This window comes from Glycomyces tritici (assembly GCF_030403505.1).
This window is the reverse complement of record NZ_JAUEMJ010000004.1, coordinates 180,324-202,079: the sequence shown is the minus strand read 5'-3', so window position 1 is coordinate 202,079 and position 21,756 is coordinate 180,324. Positions and strand designations below refer to the sequence as shown.

The 21,756-nt window shown below is 71.1% G+C and carries 24 protein-coding genes and 1 pseudogene; 13 read left to right on the top strand and 12 right to left on the bottom strand.

Annotation, left to right across the window (positions count from 1 at the left end; translation table 11 throughout):
- Together QWI33_RS14965 and QWI33_RS14960 are read left to right on the top strand one after the other, a co-directional pair.
- Positions 1-1,239 (top strand): molybdopterin molybdotransferase MoeA, encoded by a 1,239-nt coding sequence (locus QWI33_RS14965; protein WP_344469270.1) that lies wholly within the window; start codon positions 1-3, stop codon positions 1,237-1,239.
- Between the two features lie 31 nt (positions 1,240-1,270).
- Positions 1,271-1,900 (top strand): GNAT family N-acetyltransferase, encoded by a 630-nt coding sequence (locus QWI33_RS14960; RefSeq protein WP_289957949.1) that lies wholly within the window; start codon positions 1,271-1,273, stop codon positions 1,898-1,900.
- 163 nt (positions 1,901-2,063) lie between these two features.
- On the opposite strand, the gene map is transcribed toward QWI33_RS14960, so the two are convergent.
- Positions 2,064-2,831, bottom strand: coding sequence for a type I methionyl aminopeptidase (gene map, locus QWI33_RS14955; protein ID WP_289957948.1), 768 nt, complete (start codon positions 2,829-2,831; stop codon positions 2,064-2,066).
- Positions 2,832-3,010: 179 nt separating this feature from the next.
- Between map and QWI33_RS14950 the strand changes: the two genes are divergently transcribed.
- From QWI33_RS14950 to QWI33_RS14940, 3 genes are read left to right on the top strand one after another with little or no spacing between them, the layout of a single operon-like run.
- Positions 3,011-4,144, top strand: a complete 1,134-nt coding sequence (locus QWI33_RS14950; protein WP_289957947.1) for a 5-(carboxyamino)imidazole ribonucleotide synthase — start codon at positions 3,011-3,013, stop codon at positions 4,142-4,144.
- Positions 4,144-4,656, top strand: a complete 513-nt coding sequence (gene purE / locus QWI33_RS14945; protein ID WP_353895474.1) for a 5-(carboxyamino)imidazole ribonucleotide mutase — start codon at positions 4,144-4,146, stop codon at positions 4,654-4,656. The genes QWI33_RS14950 and purE overlap by 1 nt, the downstream gene beginning before the upstream one ends.
- Positions 4,657-4,709: 53 nt before the next feature.
- Entirely contained in the window at positions 4,710-5,099 is a 390-nt protein-coding gene (locus QWI33_RS14940) for a RidA family protein (protein WP_289957945.1), read from the top strand.
- Positions 5,100-5,220: 121 nt separating this feature from the next.
- Here the strand turns inward: QWI33_RS14940 and QWI33_RS14935 are convergent, their stop codons facing one another.
- From QWI33_RS14935 to QWI33_RS14925, 3 genes are read right to left on the bottom strand one after another with little or no spacing between them, the layout of a single operon-like run.
- A complete protein-coding gene (locus QWI33_RS14935) occupies positions 5,221-5,664 on the bottom strand; it encodes a nuclear transport factor 2 family protein (protein WP_289957944.1) in 444 nt (147 codons plus the stop codon).
- A gap of 44 nt (positions 5,665-5,708) precedes the next feature.
- On the bottom strand, positions 5,709-6,200 hold the full coding sequence (locus tag QWI33_RS14930; RefSeq protein WP_289957943.1) for an HPP family protein: 492 nt from the start codon (positions 6,198-6,200) through the stop codon (positions 5,709-5,711).
- A 44-nt stretch (positions 6,201-6,244) separates the two neighbouring features.
- Positions 6,245-6,787 carry a carboxymuconolactone decarboxylase family protein gene (locus QWI33_RS14925; protein ID WP_289957942.1) on the bottom strand — a complete coding sequence of 181 codons (543 nt, stop codon included), beginning with the start codon at positions 6,785-6,787 and terminating at the stop codon, positions 6,245-6,247.
- A 111-nt stretch (positions 6,788-6,898) separates the two neighbouring features.
- Here QWI33_RS14925 and QWI33_RS14920 point away from each other — a divergent pair, with 111 nt between their 5' ends.
- Both QWI33_RS14920 and QWI33_RS29395 read left to right on the top strand, forming a co-directional pair.
- The gene (locus QWI33_RS14920) at positions 6,899-7,420 is read left to right on the top strand and encodes a CGNR zinc finger domain-containing protein (RefSeq protein ID WP_289957941.1); all 522 of its coding nucleotides are present in this window, start codon (positions 6,899-6,901) and stop codon (positions 7,418-7,420) included.
- Positions 7,421-7,468: 48 nt separating this feature from the next.
- Positions 7,469-7,725 (top strand): annotated as a pseudogene (locus QWI33_RS29395) (HigA family addiction module antitoxin); the annotation flags it as partial.
- On the opposite strand, the gene QWI33_RS14915 reads toward QWI33_RS29395, so the two are convergent.
- A complete protein-coding gene (locus QWI33_RS14915) occupies positions 7,725-8,879 on the bottom strand; it encodes a class I SAM-dependent methyltransferase (RefSeq protein ID WP_289957940.1) in 1,155 nt (384 codons plus the stop codon). The pseudogene QWI33_RS29395 and the gene QWI33_RS14915 overlap by 1 nt on opposite strands.
- A gap of 228 nt (positions 8,880-9,107) precedes the next feature.
- Between QWI33_RS14915 and groES the strand changes: the two genes are divergently transcribed.
- Both groES and groL read left to right on the top strand, forming a co-directional pair.
- On the top strand, positions 9,108-9,407 hold the full coding sequence (gene groES, locus QWI33_RS14910) for a co-chaperone GroES (RefSeq protein WP_270118789.1): 300 nt from the start codon (positions 9,108-9,110) through the stop codon (positions 9,405-9,407).
- Positions 9,408-9,460: 53 nt separating this feature from the next.
- Positions 9,461-11,095, top strand: a complete 1,635-nt coding sequence (gene groL, locus QWI33_RS14905; RefSeq protein WP_289957939.1) for a chaperonin GroEL — start codon at positions 9,461-9,463, stop codon at positions 11,093-11,095.
- 292 nt (positions 11,096-11,387) lie between these two features.
- On the opposite strand, the gene QWI33_RS14900 is transcribed toward groL, so the two are convergent.
- Positions 11,388-13,124 carry an ABC-ATPase domain-containing protein gene (locus tag QWI33_RS14900; RefSeq protein WP_289957938.1) on the bottom strand — a complete coding sequence of 579 codons (1,737 nt, stop codon included), beginning with the start codon at positions 13,122-13,124 and terminating at the stop codon, positions 11,388-11,390.
- Between the two features lie 189 nt (positions 13,125-13,313).
- Here QWI33_RS14900 and QWI33_RS14895 point away from each other — a divergent pair, with 189 nt between their 5' ends.
- Positions 13,314-13,934, top strand: a complete 621-nt coding sequence (locus QWI33_RS14895) for a response regulator transcription factor (RefSeq protein ID WP_112135091.1) — start codon at positions 13,314-13,316, stop codon at positions 13,932-13,934.
- Positions 13,935-14,591: 657 nt separating this feature from the next.
- Here the strand turns inward: QWI33_RS14895 and QWI33_RS14890 are convergent.
- The 3 genes from QWI33_RS14890 to QWI33_RS14880 form a co-directional block, all read right to left on the bottom strand.
- Positions 14,592-15,719, bottom strand: a complete 1,128-nt coding sequence (locus QWI33_RS14890) for an amidase (protein ID WP_289957937.1) — start codon at positions 15,717-15,719, stop codon at positions 14,592-14,594.
- 120 nt (positions 15,720-15,839) lie between these two features.
- Positions 15,840-16,781 (bottom strand): DMT family transporter, encoded by a 942-nt coding sequence (locus tag QWI33_RS14885; RefSeq protein ID WP_289957936.1) that lies wholly within the window; start codon positions 16,779-16,781, stop codon positions 15,840-15,842.
- 8 nt (positions 16,782-16,789) lie between these two features.
- Positions 16,790-17,605 (bottom strand): SDR family NAD(P)-dependent oxidoreductase, encoded by an 816-nt coding sequence (locus QWI33_RS14880; RefSeq protein WP_289957935.1) that lies wholly within the window; start codon positions 17,603-17,605, stop codon positions 16,790-16,792.
- A 135-nt stretch (positions 17,606-17,740) separates the two neighbouring features.
- On the opposite strand from QWI33_RS14880, the gene QWI33_RS14875 reads away from it, so the two are divergent.
- On the top strand, positions 17,741-18,316 hold the full coding sequence (locus QWI33_RS14875; protein WP_289957934.1) for a TetR/AcrR family transcriptional regulator: 576 nt from the start codon (positions 17,741-17,743) through the stop codon (positions 18,314-18,316).
- An 89-nt stretch (positions 18,317-18,405) separates the two neighbouring features.
- On the opposite strand, the gene QWI33_RS14870 is transcribed toward QWI33_RS14875, so the two are convergent.
- Together QWI33_RS14870 and QWI33_RS14865 are read right to left on the bottom strand one after the other, a co-directional pair.
- Positions 18,406-18,810, bottom strand: coding sequence for a hypothetical protein (locus tag QWI33_RS14870; protein WP_289957933.1), 405 nt, complete (start codon positions 18,808-18,810; stop codon positions 18,406-18,408).
- Positions 18,811-18,926: 116 nt separating this feature from the next.
- Complete coding sequence (locus tag QWI33_RS14865; protein ID WP_289957932.1) at positions 18,927-19,682, bottom strand: SDR family NAD(P)-dependent oxidoreductase; 756 nt, start codon at positions 19,680-19,682, stop codon at positions 18,927-18,929.
- Positions 19,683-19,767: 85 nt separating this feature from the next.
- On the opposite strand from QWI33_RS14865, the gene QWI33_RS14860 reads away from it, so the two are divergent.
- Positions 19,768-20,361, top strand: coding sequence for a TetR/AcrR family transcriptional regulator (locus QWI33_RS14860; RefSeq protein WP_289957931.1), 594 nt, complete (start codon positions 19,768-19,770; stop codon positions 20,359-20,361).
- A 24-nt stretch (positions 20,362-20,385) separates the two neighbouring features.
- Complete coding sequence (locus QWI33_RS14855; RefSeq protein WP_289957930.1) at positions 20,386-20,982, top strand: O-methyltransferase; 597 nt, start codon at positions 20,386-20,388, stop codon at positions 20,980-20,982.
- 54 nt (positions 20,983-21,036) lie between these two features.
- Here the strand turns inward: QWI33_RS14855 and QWI33_RS14850 are convergent, their stop codons facing one another.
- Positions 21,037-21,681 (bottom strand): dihydrofolate reductase family protein, encoded by a 645-nt coding sequence (locus QWI33_RS14850; RefSeq protein WP_289957929.1) that lies wholly within the window; start codon positions 21,679-21,681, stop codon positions 21,037-21,039.
- Between the last annotated feature and the right edge of the window lie 75 nt (positions 21,682-21,756).

Sequence of the window (21,756 nt, the reverse complement as noted above, 5' to 3'; positions counted from 1 at the left end):
GTGAAGGGGACCGGCGAAGCGACACCATTGGCCGACTTCCTGGCGAAGGCGCTGGCCCTGGTGCGTCCCCTGCCGCCGGTCGACATCGACATGACCCAGTCGACCGGCTCGGTCCTGGCCGAGAACGCCGTGAACCCCGGCCCGCTCCCCGCCTTCGACTACGCCGCGATCGACGGCTACGCGTGCAACGGCGACGACATCGCCGGTGCCAGCCCCGAGCGCGGCGTGGGCCTCAAGGTCCTCGGCGACCTCGCCGCCTCGTCCTGGCGCCCCGTGCGCCTGGTCTCCGGCACCTGCTTCTCCGTCGCCGCCGGCGCCGCCCTTCCGGTCGGCGCCGACATGGTCGTGCCCCTCGCCTGGACCGACGAGGGCATGGCCACCGTCGACGTCCGCCAGGTGCCGCGCCGCGGACACGGCGTGCGCCGCATGGGCTCCGAGCGCCCCTCGGGCGAGATCCTCGCCCACGAGGGGCGCCGCGTCACCCCCAACCTCATCGGGCTCCTCGCCGCCGCCGGCATCGCCGACGTCGTCGTCCGCCCCACCCCCCGCGTGGTCGTCATCGCCACCGGCGACGAACTCGTGGACACCGGCCGCCCCTCCCAGCCCGGCCAGCTCATCGACGTCAACTCCCACCTGGTCACCGCCGCGGCCTCCGAGGCGGGCGCGCACGCGTACCGCGTCGGCATCTGCGACGACGAGCCCGACGCGCTCCGGTCGGTCCTCGACGACCAGATCCTGCGCGCCGACCTCGTCATCACCACCGGCGGCACCGGCCTTGGCCCGGGGGACATGGTGCGCCGCACCTTCTCCCGCGACGGCGCCGTCGACTTCAACCCGGTCGCCGTCTACCTCTGCGAGACCATGGGGTTCGGCACGATCGGGCCCGAGGAGGTGCCCGTCGTGTGCCTGCCCGGCGACCCCGTCGCGGCCACGATCGCGTTCGAGGTCATCGCCCGGCCGCTCATCCAGCGCCTCGCCGGGGCCGAGCCCGTTTTCCGGCCCAGCGTGCGCGCCAACCTGACCGAGCCCGTATCCTCACCGAGCGGGCTGCGCGAATTCCGGCCCGTCCGCGTCGCCGAGAGGCGCGGCGGCGGCTACACCGTCGCCCCGCTGGGTGCCACGTCCTACACGCTCTCCGGACTCGCGGAGGCGACCGGCCTCATGACGATCGGCGAGAACGCGACCCGGGTGCCCGCCGGTTCGACCGTAGACGTGCTGCTCCTGGACCGGAACCGATGATCTTCACGAACGACCCGCAGCTGGAACACGAATGACCCTCTCCAACCCCGGTTGGCCCGTGCACCTGAACCACGGCGACGTCAGCGTCCGCCCCTTCCGACGCTCCGACGCCGCCCGCTGGTCCGAACTGCGCCGCGCCAACGAGGCCTGGCTCGCCCCTTGGGAGCCCGGCACCGGCACCACCTGGTACGAAGCCCACTCGCCCGCCGCGTTCCGCGCCATGCTGCGCGGCCTCAAGCGCTCCATCAAGGACGGCACGAGCTGGCCGCTCGCCGTCTGCTGGCAGGGGCAGCTCGCCGGAGGCCTCACCGTCGGCAACATCGTGCGCCGCGCCTTCGGCTCGGCCTACGCCGGCTACTGGATCGACCGCGGCCACGCCGGGAAGGGCATTACCGCCACGGCGCTGGCCATGGTCGTCGACCACGCCCTCACCGTCGGCCGCCTCCACCGCATCGAGGTGAACATCCGGCCCGAGAACGGCCCGTCGAACCGGGTCGCCGAGAAGCTCGGCCTGCGCCGCGAGGGCCTGCACAAGCGGTACCTCTACATCGACGGCGACTGGCGCGACCACTACGGGTACGCCGTCACCGCCGAGGAGATCGCCTCCGAGCGCATGATCGACCGCATGGCCCGCCTCGCGAGGACCGAAGCGGAGCATTGAAGCGCCACCTGACCCGGGGCGGTTCCGGCGCCGTGCGAGCACGGCGCTGCGGGCCGGTGGGACGCCGACCGACTCGAGACTCCTCAGGCGGCGCGACGGCTCCGGACAGCGCACCCGCCCGTCACCGCCTGGACCGGTTGCGGCCCAGGCCTGACGGCGAACCTCAGTCCCGCGCCGTGAGGATGATCGGCCCGTCCTCCGTGATCGCGACGGTGTGCTCCATGTGCGCGCCGCGCGAGCCGTCGGCGCTGCGCAGCGTCCACCCGTCCGGGTCGTAGACGATCTCGTCGGTGGTCTGCAGGAACCAGGGCTCGATCGCGATGACCAGGCCCGGCTTGAGCTTCATGCCCCGGCCGGGGCGGCCGTCGTTCGGGACGTGCGGGTCGCCGTGCATGGTCCGCCCCACGCCGTGCCCGCCGAACTGCGTGTTCACGCTGAGGCCGTCGCCGCGCGCCACGGTCGCGATCGCGTGCCCGACGTCCCCGAGCTTGTTCCCCACCTTCGCGGCACCGATGCCGGCCTCCAGTGCCCGCGCCGTCGTGTCGATCAGGTGCAGGTCGTGCTCGCTCGCGTTCCCGACCACGAGCGACAGCGCCGAGTCCGCGACCCAGCCGTCCACTTCGGCCGCGAAGTCGAAGCTCACCAGGTCGCCGTCCTGGAGCTTGTAGTCGAACGGGAGGCCGTGCAGCACCGCGTCGTTCACCGAGGTGCACAGCACCTTCCCGAACGGGCTCGCGCCGAACGACGGGTGGTAGTCCACGTAGCAGGAGACCGCCCCGGCCTCCTTGATGCGGCGCGCGACCAGGTCGTCGAGCTCGAGCAGGTTCATGCCGACCTCGGCGGTCCGCTCCAGCTCGGAGAGGATGCCGGCCACGAAGCGGCCGGCCGGGCGCATCGCCTCGATCTCGGCGGGAGAGTAGTACTCGATCATGGCGGCCCTTCGGAACTCGGTAAAGCGGTGTCCCCTCCATCATCACCGCTCGCGCCCGCCGCCGCCGAGAGGCCCCGCAAACTGCGACCGCCGAGACATCCCATCATCCTGTAAGGGCCCAGGTCACGCCGCGTCCCGAACGCCGAGACCGAGGTCGCGGCCCGGGTTAGGCTCTGGCCGTGGACGCCGCGACGCAACTTCCGACGGTGGGCATGATCGGCGCCGGTCAGCTCGCCCGCATGACCCACCAGGCCGCCATCGCCCTCGGGCAGAGCCTCAGAGTGCTCGCCGGGGACCCGGCCGAGAGCGCCGCGGTCGTCACCCCCGCGACCGTGTTCGGCGACTACCGCAACGTCGACGACCTCCGCGCCTTCGCCAAGGGCTGCACCGTGGTCACCTTCGACCACGAGCACGTCCCCCAGGACGCCCTGCGCACCCTCGTCGAAGAAGGCGTCGAAGTCCAGCCCCGCCCCGAAGCCCTGCTCTACGCCCAGGACAAGCAGGCCATGCGCACCCGCCTCGCCGCGCTCGGCCTGCCCCAGCCCCGCTGGGCCCCCGTCGACTCCATCTCCGACGTCGAGGCCTTCGGCCTCCCCTGCGTCCTCAAAGCCGCCACCGGCGGCTACGACGGCAAAGGCGTGTGGATGATCGACACCCCCGCCGACGCGCAGGCCGTCCTCGCCTCGGGCATCCGCCTCATCGCCGAGGACCGCATGGCCCTCCAGCGCGAGCTCGCCGTCCAGATCGCCCGCTCCCCGCGCGGCGAGACCGCCGTCTACCCCGTCGTCGAGACCGTCCAGACCGGCGGCATCTGCACCGAGGTCATCGCCCCGGCCCCGCACCTGAACGACGAGACCGCCGCCGAGGCCCGCCGCATCGCCGAGACGATCGCGAAAGACCTCGACGTCTGCGGCATGCTCGCCGTCGAGCTCTTCCAGACCTCCAAGGGCCTCTTCGTCAACGAACTGGCCATGCGCGCCCACAACTCCGGCCACTGGACCATCGAAGGCGCTCGCACCAGCCAGTTCGAGCAGCACCTCCGCGCCGTCCTGGACTACCCGCTCGGCGCCACCGAGACCGCCGCGCCGTACACCGTGATGGCCAACGTCCTCGGCGGCGCCGCCGGCGGCCCCCGCATCGACGAGCGCCTCCAGCACCTCCTCGCCGAGGACCCGGGCGCGCACGTCCACCTCTACGGCAAGGCCGTGCGCCCCGGCCGCAAGATCGGCCACGTCACCGTCTGCGGCGACGACCCCGACGTGCTGCGGCACCGCGCCCTGCGGGCCGCCAAATGGCTCCAGGAAGGCGCGTAATGGCAGAGCAGAACCCCCGGGTCGGCGTCATCATGGGCTCCGACTCCGACTGGCCCACCATGGCACCGGCGACCGAGGTCCTCACCGAGTTCGGCGTCCCCTTCGAGGTCCGCGTCGTCTCCGCCCACCGCACCCCCCACGGCATGCTGAACTACGCCGACTCCGCCGCCTCCCGCGGCCTCCAGGTGATCATCGCCGGCGCCGGCGGCGCCGCCCACCTCCCCGGCATGGTCGCCTCCGCGACGCCGCTGCCCGTGATCGGCGTCCCAGTCCCCCTCAAGTACCTCGACGGCATGGACTCCCTCATGTCGATCGTCCAGATGCCCGCCGGCATCCCCGTCGCCACCGTCTCCATCGCCGGCGCCAAGAACGCCGGCCTCCTCGCCCTGCGCATCCTCGGCTCCGCCGACGAAGCGATCCGCTCCAAGCTCTCGGACTACCAGGTCGACCTCGAGCGCATGGTCACCGAGAAGGACGCGAACCTCCGCTACCGCCTCGCCCACCCCGAGTAGCGCGAACCGAAAACCCGCTGCCCCGGCAACGGCGACGGCCATAGACTCGCGGTGTGTCTGACACCGAACTGCACCCCACCGGGGGATACGAGCATGTGACCGTGGTCGAGGCCGGGCGGCTCGCGATGCTCGCCGGCCAGTGCCCCGTCGACGCCGACCAGCAGGTGGTCGGCATCGGGGACCTCGACGCCCAGATCGACCAGACCGCCGCCAACTGCCTCGCCGCGCTGGCCTCGGTCGGCGCCGGAGCCGACGACGTCGTCCGCTCGGTGGTCTACGTCGTCAGCGCCGACAGCGCCGTCGTCGGCGCCGCCTGGCACCGCTTCGCCGAGCAGTCCGAACTCGCTCCGGCGTTCAAGGCCGCGAGCACCGTCGTCGGCGTGACCGCGCTCGGCTACCCGGGCCAGCTCGTCGAGGTCGACCTCACCGCGCGACTCCCGTAACACGGCGAAAGCCGGGCCCGCCGCCGGCGGCGGGCCCGGTCCTTCCTCTGCGCACCGGGTGCCCGCTCGTGGCGACACCGGCGCTGCACGTCAAGGTCCGCTCGCGGCAGGCCCTGCCTCGCTACGCACGCTCACTGTCAGGGCGGCGGCCGAAGATCTGCCGGTCCTCCTCCGCGATCCTCACGTCGTTGATGCTCGCCTCGCGGCGGGCCATCAAGCCTTCGGCCGTGAACTCCCACAGCTCGTTGCCGTAGCTGCGCCACCACTGGCCCTCGTCGTCGTGCCACTCGTACTGGAACTTCACGGCGATCCGGTCGTCGGTGAACGCCCACAGCTGCTTCCGCAGGGCGTACCCATGCTCCCGCGCCCACTTGGCGGTGAGGAACCGCTTGATCTCCTCCCGGCCCGTGAGGAAATCGGAACGGTTGCGCCACACCGAATCAGGCGTGTACGCGAGCGCCACGCGCTCAGGATCGCGGGTGTTCCAACCGTCCTCGGCAGCCTGCACTTTGGCGGCGGCGGACTCGGCGGTGAACGGCGGCAACGGGGGACGGGTCTCAGACATTGCGGTATTCCTTTCTGGACGTTGCGAGAACTGGCTGATCCGGGTCACCACCACTGCCTCGGATACCGGTGCGCGGGCAGCACTCTGCCCAGCGCCCAGCCGACGAGCACCGTGGCGGCGCTGGCGAGCAGGATCGGGTCGAGGAGGAACCACACTGACGGGCCGGTCGCGCCGATGAGTGCGGCTGTCGCGGTCGCTGGCGGGTGCGGGGCCTTCAGGAGCAGCATCGGCGCGGTCGTCAGTCCCGCCGCGATCGCGGCGGTCCAGATCGACGGGCCCATGACCGCGACGGCGGCCAGGCCCACGACTCCGGCGCTGAGCTGCCCGAGCAGCATGGCTCGCGGTTGCACGAACGGCGCTTGCGGTGCGATGGCGATGATGCCCATGGCCGCCACCCACGGCAGTGCGAACATCGCCGCGCCGGTGGCGGCCTGGAGTGCGGCGAGTGCGAGCAGTCCGGCCAGGCCGGCGACGGTCGGCACCGCGATCTTCGTCCAATCGGCCGTGGTGGTCTGGGTCTTCAGGGGCGAGTTCATAGGGGTCTCTCCGTGCTCTCGGCGGCGGTCGCCGCCGTCGGTCCTCAGTGGTCGTGCCGGACGACCGGCCAGTCGATGTCGGTGTCGGCGGTCTTGTTGAAGTAGTTGGTGAAGACCTGGAGTGCGACGGTGGCGACGACTTCGGCGATCTCCTCGTCGGTGAGCCCGGCTTCGCGCGCGGCCTTCAGATCGGCGTCGTCCACGCCGCCTCTGCTGCGCAGCACGGCTTTCGCGAATGCCAGGGCCGCAGCGGATTTCGGCGCTTCGGCCTCGCCGCGCCGTGCGGCCGCGATCTGGTCGGCGTCGAGCCGCCCGCGCTTCTCACCCAGGTACGTGTGGGCGGAGAGGCAGTAGTCGCAGCCGTTCTCTTGCGCCACAAGGAGTGACAGGCGCTCGCGCAGGTGCACGGGCAGCACGCCGGCGGCGAGGGCGCCGGAGAAGCCGAGGTATCCCTTGAGGACCGCAGGACTGTTGGCCATCGCCTTGGTCATGTTCGGGGTCCGGCCGAGGGCCTGCTGGACTCCGGCGAGGAGGCCGGCCGTTTCGCTGTCGGCGGTGTCGGGCTGGATCAGGGGGAGGCGTGGCATGGGGCGGCCTTTCGTTCCTAACCACCTAACTTCATTTAGGCGGTTTCATAAGGAGAAGGCTAGCGCCACACGACAACCGGCTACAAGAGTTTTACCGGTTATAATTGCGAGATGGCCATCACGCGACCGCTCACCGGAGAACCGCTGCCGCTCGATCTCCTCGACACCGTCTGGATGTCGAACGGCGCGCCCTTCGACATGTTCGAAGTCCCTGGCGCCCTAGTCGACTGGCTCAAAGGACACGGCCTCCCGGCCGACGCCCCCGAAGCCGACCTGCGCGAGCACCTCACCGAGGCCCGCGAGTCGATCCGCGCGGTCCTCCAGCAGGAGGAAGGCGCCGAAACCAGGCTCAACGCGGTTCTCGCCCACGGGGTGCGGCGCCCGCAGTTGATCGACGGCCGACCGAAGATGGTGGACTCGGTGGACGACCCCGCCCGCCTCCCGGCCTGGCGCTGCGCCGTCGAGTTCCTCGACCTCCTCGATCGCAAGCCGGACCGCATCCGCAAGTGCGCCAACCACGAATGCATCCTCTGGTACCTCGACACGACCCGAAACGGCAGCCGCCGCTGGCACTCCATGGAGACCTGCGGAAACAGGGCCAAGGCCAAACGCTTCCACGACCGCCACGCCTGAAGGGACGCCGAGAGCCGTGGACCGAACGATGCTGTAGCACCTGGGGAGATCCTTGCCGAGGAGTTCCTGGAGCCGCTCGGCGTCTCGCAGTACCGGCTTGCGATGACGATCGGGGTTCCGCCGCGGCGGGTCAACGAGACCGTGCACGGCAAGCGTCGCATCAGCGCCGATACCGCCCAGCGACTCGCGCGGTACTTACGCACCTCCGACCGGCTCTGGATGAACCTCAGAACTGCTACGACCTCGAGATCGAGCGCGATCGGCTCGGGAACGATCTTCGCCGGATCAAACCGTTCGCAGCCGCTCAAGCCTCTTGGCAGAGGATCGCCGCGTGGGCTTCGCCCAGGCGGGTCAGGACCAGCGTCGCCTCGTTGGTTCCCTTGAGCTTCAGCTGCTTACGAAGCGCCGCCGGGTCGATGCCCGTGCCCCGCTGCTTGATCGTCAGGCGGCCGATGCCGCGTTCCGCGAGCAGCGCCTTGAGCTTCTTCGGGTGCAGGGGCCAGACCTCCTCGACCTTCCATGACCTGGCGAACGGGGTCTTCCGCAGCTCGTCGCCGTACAGGTACGCGATGGTCTCGTTCGCCGTGTGGGCGTCCAACTGCTCCGCCAGTTCGGCCACCAGGCCGGCCCGGATGATCGCGCCGTCCGGTTCGTAGAGGTACGCCGCGACCTCGCCCACCGGCGCCTTCTCCGCGCCGCTGCCGCTCAGCTCGTGCCACTCGCCCGCCTTGCACAGGCTCGCCCGCCGTGGCACTTCCGCCGCTTCGCCCAGCCACAGGCACGCCTCCACGACGTCCCGGTCCACCGAGACCCATTCCGCTTCGGCCCCTTCGGGGATCCACTCGTGGCTGATGCCCGGCCCGAGCTTCAGCGCGGCGAACCTCGTCTTCGCCATGTGTGCCAGGAGGTCGTTCAGCGGCGGCGAGTACTCGGCCGGGTTGAAGTGCCGCCCGGCGCCCGACCGGCGCGCCGGGTCCGCGAACGCCGACTCGAGCAGCGGGGTGCGCAGCGCGTCGGCGACCTCGATGCCGACCGCCAGTCCCGCCGCTTCGGCGTTCGCCCTCGCGTACTCGGCCGTCGCCCCGTTCAGGTCCACGGCCTCGACCCGCATGCCCGCCTCCGCGAACGCCAGGGCCTCGGTGCCGAGCCCGCAGCACAGGTCCGTCACCGCCGCCGCGTGCCGCGCGAACCGCGCCGCCCGGCGCTCGGCCACGACCCACCGCGTGGCCTGCTCCAGGCCCGCCCGGGTGAGGTACAGCGACGCCGCGCGTTCGCCGAATTTTTCCCGGGCCTTCTCCCGCAGCTCAGCGAGCGTCAGGGCCGCCGCCGCGAGGTCCGGCTCCACGCCCGCCTTCCGCAGGGTCAGCGGCGCCCGGTCACCGTCGCTGCGCAGGGCTTCGGCGGCTTGCGTCTGGAGCTCGGGGCGGGCCTTGAGGGCGGCGAGCAGGCTGGTGTCCACGTGCCTCATGGTATGACGTTGGAGACCCGGTGTTGACGGTCCCCACCTGCGCGAACTAACTTACGCCTTAGCACTCGCAGACCGAGATTGCTAAGCGCTATGATCGGCTTGGCACTCTCGCCTCGAGAGTGCCAACAGCCACGGGCCGGTGCCTCGGCACCCGCGACGACGAGACCCGGGCCGTCGTGGCGTACATCCGTATTGAACACGCAGGTTTGGAGAAACCAAGTGAGCAAGGCTGCCATCAAGCCGCTGGGCGACCGCATCGTGGTCCAGGCGAACGAGGCCGAGACCACCACCGCCTCTGGTCTGGTCATCCCCGACACCGCCAAGGAGAAGCCCCAGGAGGGCACCGTTCTGGCCGTGGGCCCGGGCGCCTTCGACGACAAGGGCAACCGCCTCCCGATCGACGTGAAGGTCGGCGACGTGGTCATCTACTCCAAGTACGGCGGTACCGAGGTCAAGTACAACGGCGAGGAATACCTCGTCCTGTCCTCGCGCGACGTCCTCGCGGTCGTCGAGAACTAGCACGCCTGGGGCCCTCGTCTGAGGGCCCTTTCGTGTCTTAGGAAGGGACACCCATGCCGAAGATTCTCAACTTCGCCGAGGACGCGCGGCACAACCTGCTGAGCGGTATCGACCAGCTCGCCGACACCGTCAAGGTCACGCTCGGCCCGAAAGGCCGCAACGTCGTCCTCCAGCGCTCCTTCGGTGCGCCGCTGATCACCAACGACGGCGTGACCATCGCCAAGGAGATCGAGCTCGCCGACCCGTACGCCAACCTGGGCGCGCAGCTGGTGAAGGAGGTCGCGACCAAGACGAACGACGTCGCGGGCGACGGCACCACCACTGCGACCGTGCTGGCGCAGAAGATGTCCCGCGCGGGCATCAAGGCGGTCACGGCCGGGGCGAACCCGATCGCGATCCGCAAGGGCATCGAGGCCGCGGCGAACGCCGTGTCCGAGGAGCTGCTCCGCCAGGCCATCCAGATCTCCGACCACGAGCACATCGCGCAGGTCGCGGCGGTCTCGGCGCAGGACCCGGAGATCGGCGAGCTCATCGCGAAGGCGATGGACGCGGTCGGCGCCGAAGGCGTCATCTCCGTCGAGGACGGCTCCAGCCTGGAGACCGTGCTCGAGGTGACCGAGGGCATGCAGTTCGACAAGGGCTTCATCTCGCCGAACTTCATCACCGACCAGGACTCGCGCCAGACGGTCTTCGAGGACCCCTACATCCTCATCACCAACTCCAAGATCGGCTCCATCGAAGAGCTGCTGCCGGTGCTGGAGCGCGTCGTCGAGACCTCGAAGCCGCTCCTGATCATCGCCGAGGACGTCGAGGGCCAGGCCCTCGCGACCCTGACGGTGAACGCCCTGCGCGGCACGCTGCGCGTGTGCGCCGTCAAGGCCCCGGCCTTCGGCGACCGCCGCAAGGCGGTCCTGGGCGACATCGCGGCCCTCACGGGCGCCGAGGTCATCTCGTCCGAGGTGGGCCTCGAGCTCAAGGCGGCCGACCTGTCCCACCTGGGCCGGGCCCGCCGCGTCACCGTCTCCAAGGACGCCACCACGATCGTGGACGGCGCCGGGGAGCGGGAGGCCGTGGACGCGCGCATCGCGCAGATCAAGCAGCAGGCCTCCACGACCGAGTCGTCCTGGGACCGCGAGAAGCTCGAAGAGCGCCTTGCGAAGCTCTCGGGCGGCGTGGCCGTGATCCAGGTCGGCGCGGCCACCGAGGTCGAGCTGAAGGAGCGCAAGCACCGCATCGAGGACGCGGTCAACGCGACCAAGGCCGCGGTCGAAGAGGGCATCGTCGCCGGCGGCGGCGCGGCCCTCGTGCACGCGATCGCGATCCTCGAGAAGATCGAGCTGGACGACCCGGAGGCCCGCGTGGGCCTCAAGATCGTCGCCGAGTCGCTGTCGGAGCCCCTGCGCCGCATCGCGATCAACGCCGGCGAGTCCGGCGACGTGATCGTGAACGGCGTCGAGGGCAAGGGCTGGCGCGAAGGCTGGAACGCCGCCACCGGCGAGTACGAGGACCTGGTCGCGGCCGGCATCCTCGACCCGGTGAAGGTCACCCGCAACGCGCTGCTCAACGCCGGTTCGATCGTCGGCATGCTGCTGACGACCGAGGTGACGATCGTCGACAAGCCGGAAGAGGAAGAGGAGGCCGGTCACGGCCACTCGCACTCCCACGGCGGGCACAGCCACTCGCACTAGCGGGGGCTGACCTGAACGGTTCTGCACGACAGCAAGGCCGCCGACCTCGTCGGCGGCCTTGCTCCGTCTCTAGGTTCCCTGGTTTAGCCGCAGGTCGATCAGGAGATCGGAACCCCAAGTGTCAACATCCCGACAGTTAGTCGCACAACTGTCGGGAAACCGATAGAGTTCAAGTGCCTTCGCGGCCTTTGGGGATCGGAGCCGCGAAGGCACTTTTACGCCTGCAATCAGATGGTTCGACCCGGCCTCGCCCGAGGCCCGCCGAACACCGCGACGCTCATGCGCCGCAACCTCATTCGCCGCTCTGGCGCACCCGCAGCTCCCGCATCCGGTTGAGCGTCGCGGCCACCTCGTACCGCCGCGGCACCGCCAGGTCGATGTCGCGGATCCGCAGCAGCTCCGCCGCGCCGCCGGCGTCCAGCGCCTCGTCCATGCGGTCCAACGCATCGGCCACAGTGGACTCCCCGTCGATCCAGCCGTGCTGCACGGCCGCCTCGATCGCCAGGCCGATTCCCGTGGTCATCGCCGGGTCCGTGATCTGCTCCACCGAGCGAACATCCACATCGGACTCTCCGAACCGCAGCCCGTCCGTGCCCCCGGCCTTGATCTTCTGCTTCCCGCGCGACTCGGACGACACCGACCGCGGCTCGACCACCCGCGCCCGCGGCATCCGGAACCCCTCGGCCTCGACCCGCCGCCCCGTCGGCTTGGCCGCGAGGGCCTTCGCCCGCTCGGTCACGTCCTCCGGCCGGTACGCGTCCATCAGGATCACCCGATCGGCGACGTCCATGTAGTCGCCCGAGCCGCCCATGACGAGGATCGTCGCCACCCCGTGCTCGTCCGCCATCGACCGCACGAGGTCCACCAGCGGCGTCAGCGGCTCCCGGTCCTTCGCCACGAGCTCCTGCATCCGCGCGTCGCGGATCATCAGGTTCGTCGCGGCCGTGTCCTCGTCGATCAGGAGCGCCTTCGCCCCCGCCTCGAGCGCCTCCACCACGGCCGCCGCCTGCGAGGTCGACCCCGACGCGTTCTCGGTCGTGAAGTGCCGCGTGTCGTCCCCGCTCGGCAGGTGGTCCACGAACGCGTGCACGTCGACGCCCGTCACCGCGCGCCCGTCCTCGGCCCGGATCTTCACCGCCGACCGGTCCGCGACCACGAACTCCCGCCCGTCCCCGGGCATGTGGTCCCACACCCCGGACTCCAAGGCCCGCAGCAGGGTCGACTTGCCGTGGAACCCGCCGCCGACGATCAGGGTCACGCCCGGCCCGACCCCCATGCCGCGCACGGTCCCCGCATGCGGCAGCTCGAACTCGACCGCCATCGACTCCGGGCTCGCGAACGGCACGCCCTTCTCCAGCGGCCTGTCGTCCACGCCGGAGCGCCGGGCGAGCATCGCCCCGTCCGCCACGAACGCGACCAGTCCCGCGGCCGCCACGGCCTCCCTGAGGGCCTTCACGTCGTCGGCGTGGCGCGTCCACACCAGCACGTCCTCCTCGCTCACCGAGAGCGCCTCGTCGGCCGCGTCCGGCAGGACCTCGCACAGCAGCCGCGCGGCCTGCCGGCCCGCGATCCGCCGCCCGTGCCCGGGGAACTGCGCGCCGAGGCGGAACACCACCGACCCGTCCGCCCCCACCGTGCACGAGGCCCGCCGCAGGATCTCCTGCCCGCCCCCGTCGATCCGCAGGTCCCTTGTGGGACAAGCCCTCCGCAGCCGCTTGGCGAGCAGCACCGCCAGCGCCTCCCGCCGCTCCGGCGTCGCGTACCAGTCCGGGGCCAGGTCAGCGGCCTCGGCGTCGAACTCGAGCGCCACCCGGCTCGGCGGGGCGTACGGGTCCGACTGCACCCGTGAAATGTCCAGAATCGCCGGACCTGCCCACCATTTGCCACGCAAGGATTTATATCGGCCGTAACTCGTACCTTCCAGGGCCGTTAGTTCGTTAGACAAGTCATGGCGAGGTGGATGTGAACGATGGTCACCAAAATCGCGGGACTCGGCTCGGTACGGTCGTCCGCCTCTTCGCTGTGTCATGCCCCCAGTTTCCCATCCGGGTCGGGGAACTCGCCGCAAGCGAACCCGAACACCATGCGTCCACGCCTCGCCCTGGAATCCGCGAAAAGTCACTCGAAAAATCCGCGCGAACTCGCGTCATGGCGGCGGACCGCCTGCGTGCTGGTAACAGAGACACGCACGGCCTACCGCAGCGAAAGGTAGAACAAAGTGAGAACCGTACTGGTCTGTGTTAAGACTCCTCAAGCCGGACAGAAGATCTCGGCCTGCGCGACCCGCATGGGCTTGGCGCAGGCGGTCAAGTCGGTCGAGGGCTCTCCCGAGCTGTTCCTCGAACTCGGGCGCCGCCAAGTGGACGTGGTGCTGGTCGACGTGGCCTTGGCCGCGCCCGACCCGGTCAAGTTCGTCAAGACCGTCCGCGCCCGCTCGCCCCGGACAGGAGTCCTCCTGTCCGGCGCGGCCGATCCGCGCACGGCGGCCATGGTGGTCGCCGCCGGCGCCCGGGGTGTCATCCGCACCCCGTCCAACAACTCCGACGACCTGCTGGTCGCGCTGGCGCAGGCGATCATGTTCGCCTCGCCGACGCTGCAGCGCGTCACGGAAGCCGTGCCGCGGCAGCGCTCGACGCTGCAGGGCATGAAGCTCACCGAGCGCGAACTCCAGGTCCTGCGGGGTATGAGCGAAGGGAAGTCCAACGCCGAGATCGGGCGCGACCTGTTCGTCTCCGAGGACACCGTCAAGACCCACGCGCGGCGCATGTTCCGCAAGCTCGGCGCGCGCGACCGGGCCCACGCGGTGGCCGAGGCCTTCCGTTCGGGCCTCGTCTGCTGACCGAGCACCGTTGACGAACGCGCCCCGACTGGCAGGAACGGACGCGTCGTCCCCCGAACGAGACACGCGCAGCAGGCGCCGAGGTGACCGGCAGGGTCACGCACCTGATGCGGGCAACAGAGCAGCACGCGCTTTCTTAAGCGGCACAAGCAAACGGTGACGAGACGGACCGAGGGATCCGCGGGGCGAGGGGGCCCCGCGGCACGGCCCTCGGGTCGATCAGCCGACAACCGGTCCGCGCGACCCAGTGGTCTCAGGAGGCCGTCGCCACAGGGGAGCCGCCACTACCGTCGGCCGGATCGTCTTCGGACGTTCGCGGAACGGGATGCCCATCGTCCCGGGTACGAAAGCGCTGACGATCGCCTTGCGCGAGCACGCGTCCCGACCCTTCTCGAACAGGTCGGGGAGCTGCCGCGCGGCGGTCGTCGCGGCCGGTCACGGTCGAGCCGGTGCTGGCGCCGCGTTCAGTGCAGTCGGTGGCAGTCCCGAAAACATTGGCGCGCACGACCACCGGCCCGTCCCGAGCGGGACGGCGATCGGCGTGCGCAACAGTGCGGTCGGCCGCGAACGCCGGTGACCGGTGATCGTGCGGCGACCACCGGCCGGTGGCACTTCGGCTGCGAACGCGCCCGTCCGTTTCCGGCCGGCCGCTTGCGGTCAGGCCAGTTCCAGGAGCCGTTCGTCGCCGCCTGGGGCGGCCACGAGTTGGAGGCCGACCGGCAGGTCGTCGACGGTTCCGGCCGGGACGGCCAGTCCCGGTGCGCCCGAGAGTCCTGCGATGCAGGTCAACCGCACGATGGCCTCGCGGTCCGGCGAGCCGCCGATGGCGAACGCCGGTCCCGGCGCGGCCGGGATCGCCAGTGCGGTGCCCTGCGGCAGCCGGTCCCGGACCAGCGCCGTCACCCCGCTGCGAACGCGTTGCGCCGCGGCGATGTCCGCGCTGTCCAGCTTCGCCGCGTTCGCGAACCGCATCGCCACGCCCGGCCCGAACACCGGGTCGTTCGCCTCGATCCACTCGCCGTGCGTCTGCCACGCCTCCCATGCCTGCAAGGTCGCGTACGCGGCGCGTGCGGTCTCCAGCGGTGCCGCGTCATCGCTCTCGGCGAACAGCGGCGCGTGGTCGAGCGCGAGCCCGAGCTCCTCGACCTTCGGCATCACCGCTTCCCGCGTCGCCTCGGGGATCTCCGCCCAGATGTCCTGCGGCACGAGCAGCCTCGTGATCGGCCCGGCCTCCGCCGTCCCTTCCAGCAGGACGTCCATCGCGAGCCGCAGCGTCGCCGGGTCCCGCGTGAGCACGCCGGCCGTGTCGAACGACGGCGCCAGCGGCACCGCGCCTGCCAGGCTCACCCGCCCGTGCGTGGGCCGCAGTCCGTACAGGCCGCAGTAGGACGCCGGGACGCGGATCGACCCGCCGGTGTCCGTCCCCAGTCCGATGTCCGCGCGCCCCAGGGCGACCGCGGAGGCCGATCCCGACGACGAGCCGCCCGGCACCCGGCCCGGCGCGGCCGGGTTGTCCGGTGTCCCGTAGTGCGCGTTGGTGCCGTTGAGGCTCCACGCCAGCTCGTCGGTGATCGTCTTCCCGACGATCCTCGCGCCCGCTTCGCGCAGCAGCGCGACCGCCTTCGCGTCCGCGCACGGCACTTCGTGGGTCTCGAGCCAGCGCGGGTTGCCCGCGCCGGTCGGGACGCCTGCGAGGTCGAACAGGTCCTTGACCGCCAGGCGCAGGCCCGCGAGCGGCCCTTCGCGTCCGGCGTCCACGATGGCCCTGATGAACGGATCGGTCACGGTCCGGCTCCTTCGGCGGTGCGGGGCGTCGTCCGGGTCCTGGTCGGGCCCGGTCGCGCTCCAGTGTTCCGCAGGCTCGGCGAAGGGTCCGCCGAGGGCCGCGGTGTGTCGGCGCGGCGGCTACGGCTCCGAGCGGGCCATCTCGGGTCCGGTGTCCGATGCGGCCACGGGCTGATCCGTGTTCACGCCGGTGTTGCGGAGGCCGAAGGCGATGCCCGCGCCGACGATGGCGGCGCCCGCGATGTCGGGGACGGTCACCGGGGCGATGCCGAGCACCGCGGTGGTGAGGAGCGCGCCGACCGGTACGAGCCCGGCGAGCAGGCCGCTGCGGTCGGCGCCGATGCGGCGGAGCGCGTTGTACCACAAGAGGAACGCGACGGCCGTGACCAGGACGCCGAGGTAGGCGTAGGCCGCGCCTTCGGTGAGCGTCGGCATCCGCAGCGCGTGCGTGCCTTCGATGAGCAGTCCGGCGGCGAGGAGCATCGGCACGGCGAGTGTGGCGGCGTAGGCGGACACGCGGGTGGGCCCGAGTTTCGGGAGCAAGGGGATCGCGAGCAGGGAGAACAGCACTTCGCAGCCGAGTGCGCCGATCGCCAGGAGCAGGCCGGCGGCGCTGCCGGTGCCGAGCCCGGCGGCGACGGCCGTGCCGCCCGCGACCACGAGCGCCGCGATGACCGTTCTGCGTGAGGGACTGCGCCGCTGCAGGACCGGCCCGAGCAGTGCCAGTGCGACCGGGACGGCCCCGACCACGGAGCCGATCATGGCGGGACCGGCGTGCCGGGTCGCCTCGATGAGGAAGAGGTTGAAGCCGGCGAGGCCGGTCGCGGCCAGGGCGAGGAGCAGGAGGAGGTCGCGCGGGGTGAGCCGGACGCGGGGGAGTCGCTGCGCCCGTACGGCGGCCAGGAGGATCACGGCGGCGAGCGCGAAGCGGACCGATTGTCCGATGAGGACTGGATAGTCGGCGATGGTCGCCGCCACGGCGGTGGAGGTGCCGACGAGCAGCATCGCGGCACCACCGCCGATGACCGCGAACCGCTTCGCGCCGTCGAGCGCGCGGCTCACCGCGCGGCTCACCGCGCGGCCGCTGCGGCCCGGGCCTTCGGGGCGCCGCCGAGTACGGACCGGGTGACCCGTTCGCCGATGGCGGCGACGAGCGCGCGGGGGCGGCGCGGCATGAGGTGCGCGCTGACGGCGTTGCCGAATCCTGGGGTCACATAGGCGCGGTTGCGGTCGAGGGCGCGCAATGCGGTGCGCACCACGCGGTCCGCCGGCAGCAGTGAGCCGAACGACGCGCCCTTCTCGTTGCCGATCGCCTCGACGAACCCGGTCGGCACCGGCCCGGGGCAAACGGCGAGGACCTTCACGCCGCGCCCCCGGTACTCGTTGCGCAGCGCGAGGCTGAAGTTGAGCACGAAGGTCTTGGCGGCGCTGTAGACCGCGAAGTACGGCGAGGGCTGGAACCCGGCGGTCGAGGCGATGTTGACGACCGAGCCGCCGCCGTTCGCGAGCATGCCGGGCAGCAGTGCGTGGCTGAGGTCGACGAGGGCGACGACGTTGACCATCAGCTGGTCGTGGTCGCGGGCCCCGGCGATCTCCTCGAACCGGCCGCAGGTGCCGAACCCGGCGTTGTTGACGAGCAGGTCGACGCGGCGCCCGCGGGCGTCCAGTTCGGACTTGATGAGTTGCGCTGCATCGGGTTCGGTGAGGTCCTGCACGATGACCTCCGCGTTCACTCCGTGCTCGGACCGGATGCGGCGGGCCTCGGTCTCGAGGCGCTCGCGGCTGCGGGCCACCAGCACCACGTCGTGGCCGCGCGCGGCGAGCTGTGTCGCGAACTCCGCGCCGAGCCCGGAGGAGGCGCCGGTGATGAGGGCGGTGCTGGTCATGGTCGTGCTCCGTTCATCGGTATATGAGACAGAACTGTACACGAAAATCAGATAACTGCAACACCCGAGTTTCATTTATCAGGTTTACGCCGACGTCCGTGTATCGTTTGCGCAGCACGAGGGACGGGAGCGACCATGGAACCGACGACGAAGCGGCCGCTGCGGGCCGACGCCGAGCGCAGCGTGCGCTCGATCCTGGAAGCCGCCGAGCAGGTGCTCGCCGCCGATCCCGGAGCGTCGATGGAGCAGATCGCGACCGCCGCCGGCCTCGCCCGCACCACGGTCCACCGCCGCTTCGCCAACCGCCAGGCCGTCCTCGACGCCCTCGCGGTCTCGGCCGCCCGCCAGCTCATCGACGCCGTCGACGACGGCCGCCCGGACACCGCGCCGCCGCTCGTCGCGCTCCACCGGATCACCGCGAACGTGCTGCAGGTCAAGCACTCCTGGACCTACGCCCTCGGCCTCCCCCCTGCCCGCGGCAGCGAGGCGGCCCGCCTCCACGCCGAGGTCCAGGCCCGTTGCACGGCCGTCCTCGAACGCGCCCGGGACGACGGCCTCCTCAGCCCGGACGCCGACCTCGAGTGGGCCCGCCGCGTCTACTACGCCCTCGTCGGCGAATCACTCCACGAGAACGACGCGAACGCCGACCCGGACGCGGTCGCCGCCCGCCTCGTCGAGACCTTCCTCCACGGCTTCGCCGCCGCGAAGTGACCGAATCATCTTGGCCTGGAACGAGTTTCGCCGCCGCGCGATGAGGCGGGGCCTCGGTGCGCGGCGGCGTGGTCGTGCTTGCGGTTCGCTCAGGCGTCGAGCGCCTCGGTGATCTTCCGGGCCATCGCGGCCATGCTCGGGCCCGGCTCGCCCTTGTGCGCACGCGTGGCCGCTTCGACGGCGGTGACCACAGTGGTCCGGAAGTTCGCCGCCTCCTCCGCGTCCTGCTCCTGGAGCAGGTGCACGGAGGCGGTGAGCGCGGGAAGGACCTGGTCGGCCAGTGCCGCAGCGGACTTCGCGCTCAGCTTGAAGTCGTTCTTCTTCGACGCCAGCACGTGGCCGACGGCGCCGGTCGCGGCGGCGTAGGCCAGCGTCCCGTCGGTCGCGACCTTGTGGGCCGACCCGGCGATGCCGGCGAACGACATGAGCGTGACGGCGCCGAAAGCGGCGGTGCGGATGGTGGTGTGGTCCTGGGCGGTGAGGGTGACGTTCATGTCGTGCTCCGTTTTCGTCTCGGTCTTGCTTGCTGATGAGGCAACTATCGACCGCCCGCCTTGCACCGTGCTGACACCGACCTGACACCCCCGCTGACACCCGAACCGGGGGAGGATCAGAGGTGGGAGCCGCCGGTGGCGTCGACGATCTGGCCGGTGGTCCACCGGCCCGCCGCTGAGGCGAGGAACAGCACCGGACCGGTCACATCCTCGGGCTGGCCCACGCGGCCGAGGGCGGCGCGGGCCGCTGAAGCGGCATAGGCCTCGGGGTTGCCTCGCAGCCAGGAGGCGTTGACGTCGGTGTCGACGATGCCCGGCGCGACCGTGTTCACGGTGATGCCGCGGGGTCCGAGCTCGGCGGCGAGCGCGAGCGTGAAGGTGTCGACCGCGCCCTTGGCCATCGCGTAGGCGATGCCTTCGGGGAAGGCGATCCGCGTGACGCCCGATCCGATGTTGATGATGCGCCCGCCGTCGGGGATGAGCGCCAATGCCTTGCGGGTGATGAAGAACAGCGACTTGGTGTTGACGGCGAAGACGCGGTCGTAGTCGTCCTCGCTGACGGTCCCGATGCCGCCGTAGGCCCCGATGCCGGCGTTGTTGACGAGGATGTCGAGCGGAGCTCCGCGCAGCTCGGCGGCGAGGGCGTCGACGAGGGCGCCCGCCGCGTCGGGTTCGGCGAGGTCGGCCTGGACGGTGAAGGCGGTGCCGCCTCCGGCTTCGATCGCCGCAACGGTCTCCTTGGCGGCCTGGGCGTTCGCGCCGTAGTGGACGGCCACGCGGGCGCCGGCCTCGGCCAGCATGATGGCGATGGCGCGGCCGATGCCCCGGCTGGCGCCGGTGACGAGGGCGGTCTTCCCCGAGAGCGTGAACATGGCGACTCCTTTATTGATCGATCACTCAACAATCTGACGGGCGTGACGCTACCAGATTCTTGAACGATCGCTATACAATGGCCCGGTGACTAGAGGAAGGCCCAGGTCGTTCGACCGCGACGCCGCGCTCGAACAGGCCCTGCAGGTGTTCTGGCAGTACGGGTACGAGCCCGCGTCCATCAACGTGCTCACCGAAGCGATGGGCATCAGGCCGGCCAGCCTCTACGCCGCCTTCGGCGACAAGCGCCGCCTCTTCAGCGAAGCCGTCGCCCGCTACCAGGCCACCTACGGCGCGTTCACCGCCGCAGCACTCGCCGAAGAGCCCACTGCCCGCGGCGCGATCGAGCGGATGCTCCGCGAGATCGCCGCCAACTACACCGATCCGGCCCACCCGCCCGGATGCCTGGTCATCTCCGGCGCGGTCAACCACGGCCCCGACGCCGCCGAGGTCGAAGCGGAACTGCGGGAGATCCGGCTCCAAGGGCGGGCGGCCGTCGCCGAGCGACTCCGCGAGGGCATCGCCGACCGCGAACTCCCCGAAGACGCCGACACCGACGCACTCGCCGAGTTCATCGCCGCCGTCGTCCGGGGCATGTCCCGCTCCGCCCAGGACGGCGCGACCGCGGCAGAGCTCCTCGCCGTCGCCGACCTGGCCATGAAAGCCTGGCCGCAACCATAAAGGACCGACCGCAGGGAGCCGGCCGTGTCGATCAAGGGAACCGCGAGCTACGCGGGAGCCCAGGGCCTGCCCGGGATCGTCTCCGCTGCCGTCGAACTCGCCGAAGCGCTCGGGTTCACGTCCTCGTGCCGATTGGAGCAGGGCCGGCTGCTGCACGCGCTGGCGGGCGGTGCCGCCGGGAGCATCGGCGAGACCGGGACCGGTTGCGGCGTCGGGCTCGCCTGGTTGTGCGCCGGGCGGCGGCCTGGCGTGCGGGTCGTGAGTGTCGAGCGGGATGCGGAGCGGGCGGCGCGGGTTTCAGAGTTGTTCGCCGACGTGCCGGATGTGGAAGTGCTGCAAGGGGATTGGACCCTCATCAATGAGCACGGCCCGTTCGACCTGCTCGTGGTCGACGGGGGCGGGAACGGGAAGCGAGGCGCCGCCCCCGACCCGGAGCGGCTGCTGCATCCCGGTGGCAGTCTGGTCATCGACGACTTCACGCCGCTGACCGAGTGGCCGCCCATGCACGAGGGGGAGCCGGATGTCGCCCGGTTGAGCTGGCTCGAGCATCCGGCGCTCATGGCCGCCGAGGTGCGGTTGGCCCCTGACCTGTCGACGATCGTTGGCACGCGCCGCCCGTAGTCGCGTGAACGCCGAAGCGGCCCTTCCCATCGGGGGAGGGCCGCTTCGCGTCGGCTACTTCTTCCAGAACAGGTGGTGCGTCACGCCGCTCGGGCTCGGGACGACCTCGAGGTTGAAGCGGTCGGTCAGCTCTTCCGGCGACTTCCAGAGCCGCGCTCCGGAGCCGAGTTCGACCGGGGCGACGGCGACGTGCAGGGTGTCGACCAGGTCGGCCTCGAGGAACTCGCGGATGACGGTGGCCCCGCCGCCGAGGCGCACGTCCTTGCCCTGCGCCGCCTGCTTCGCCGCTTCGAGGACCGAGGCGGGGTCAGCGTCGGTGAAGTGGAACGTGGTGTCCGACAGGGTGAACGAAGGCCGCAGGTGGTGGGTCATGACGAACACCGGCGTGTGGAACGGCGGCTCCTCGCCCCACCAGCCCTGCCAGTCCAGGTCCTTCCAAGGGCCGCGGTGGGGGCTGAACTTGTGCGCGCCCATGATCTCCGCGCCGATGTTGTTGTGAAAGTCGCGCGTGAAGTAGTCGTCCAGGCCCCGGGTCCCGCCGCCGTCGGTGCGGTTCGGCCAGCTCGCCGTGGGGAAGGCCCAGGACACGAGTTCCGCAGGGTCGGCGTGGCCGAACGGCCGTTCGAGACTCTGGCCCTCGCCGGCGCCGAACCCGTCCAGCGAGACGGTGAAGTTCTGGACTCTGAGCAGCTGACTCATGTGCTTGCCTTCCCTGGTGGCTGCGGTGATGCCTATATGACGGCGCACGCCGCCCGGATTCATCGGCACGACGAG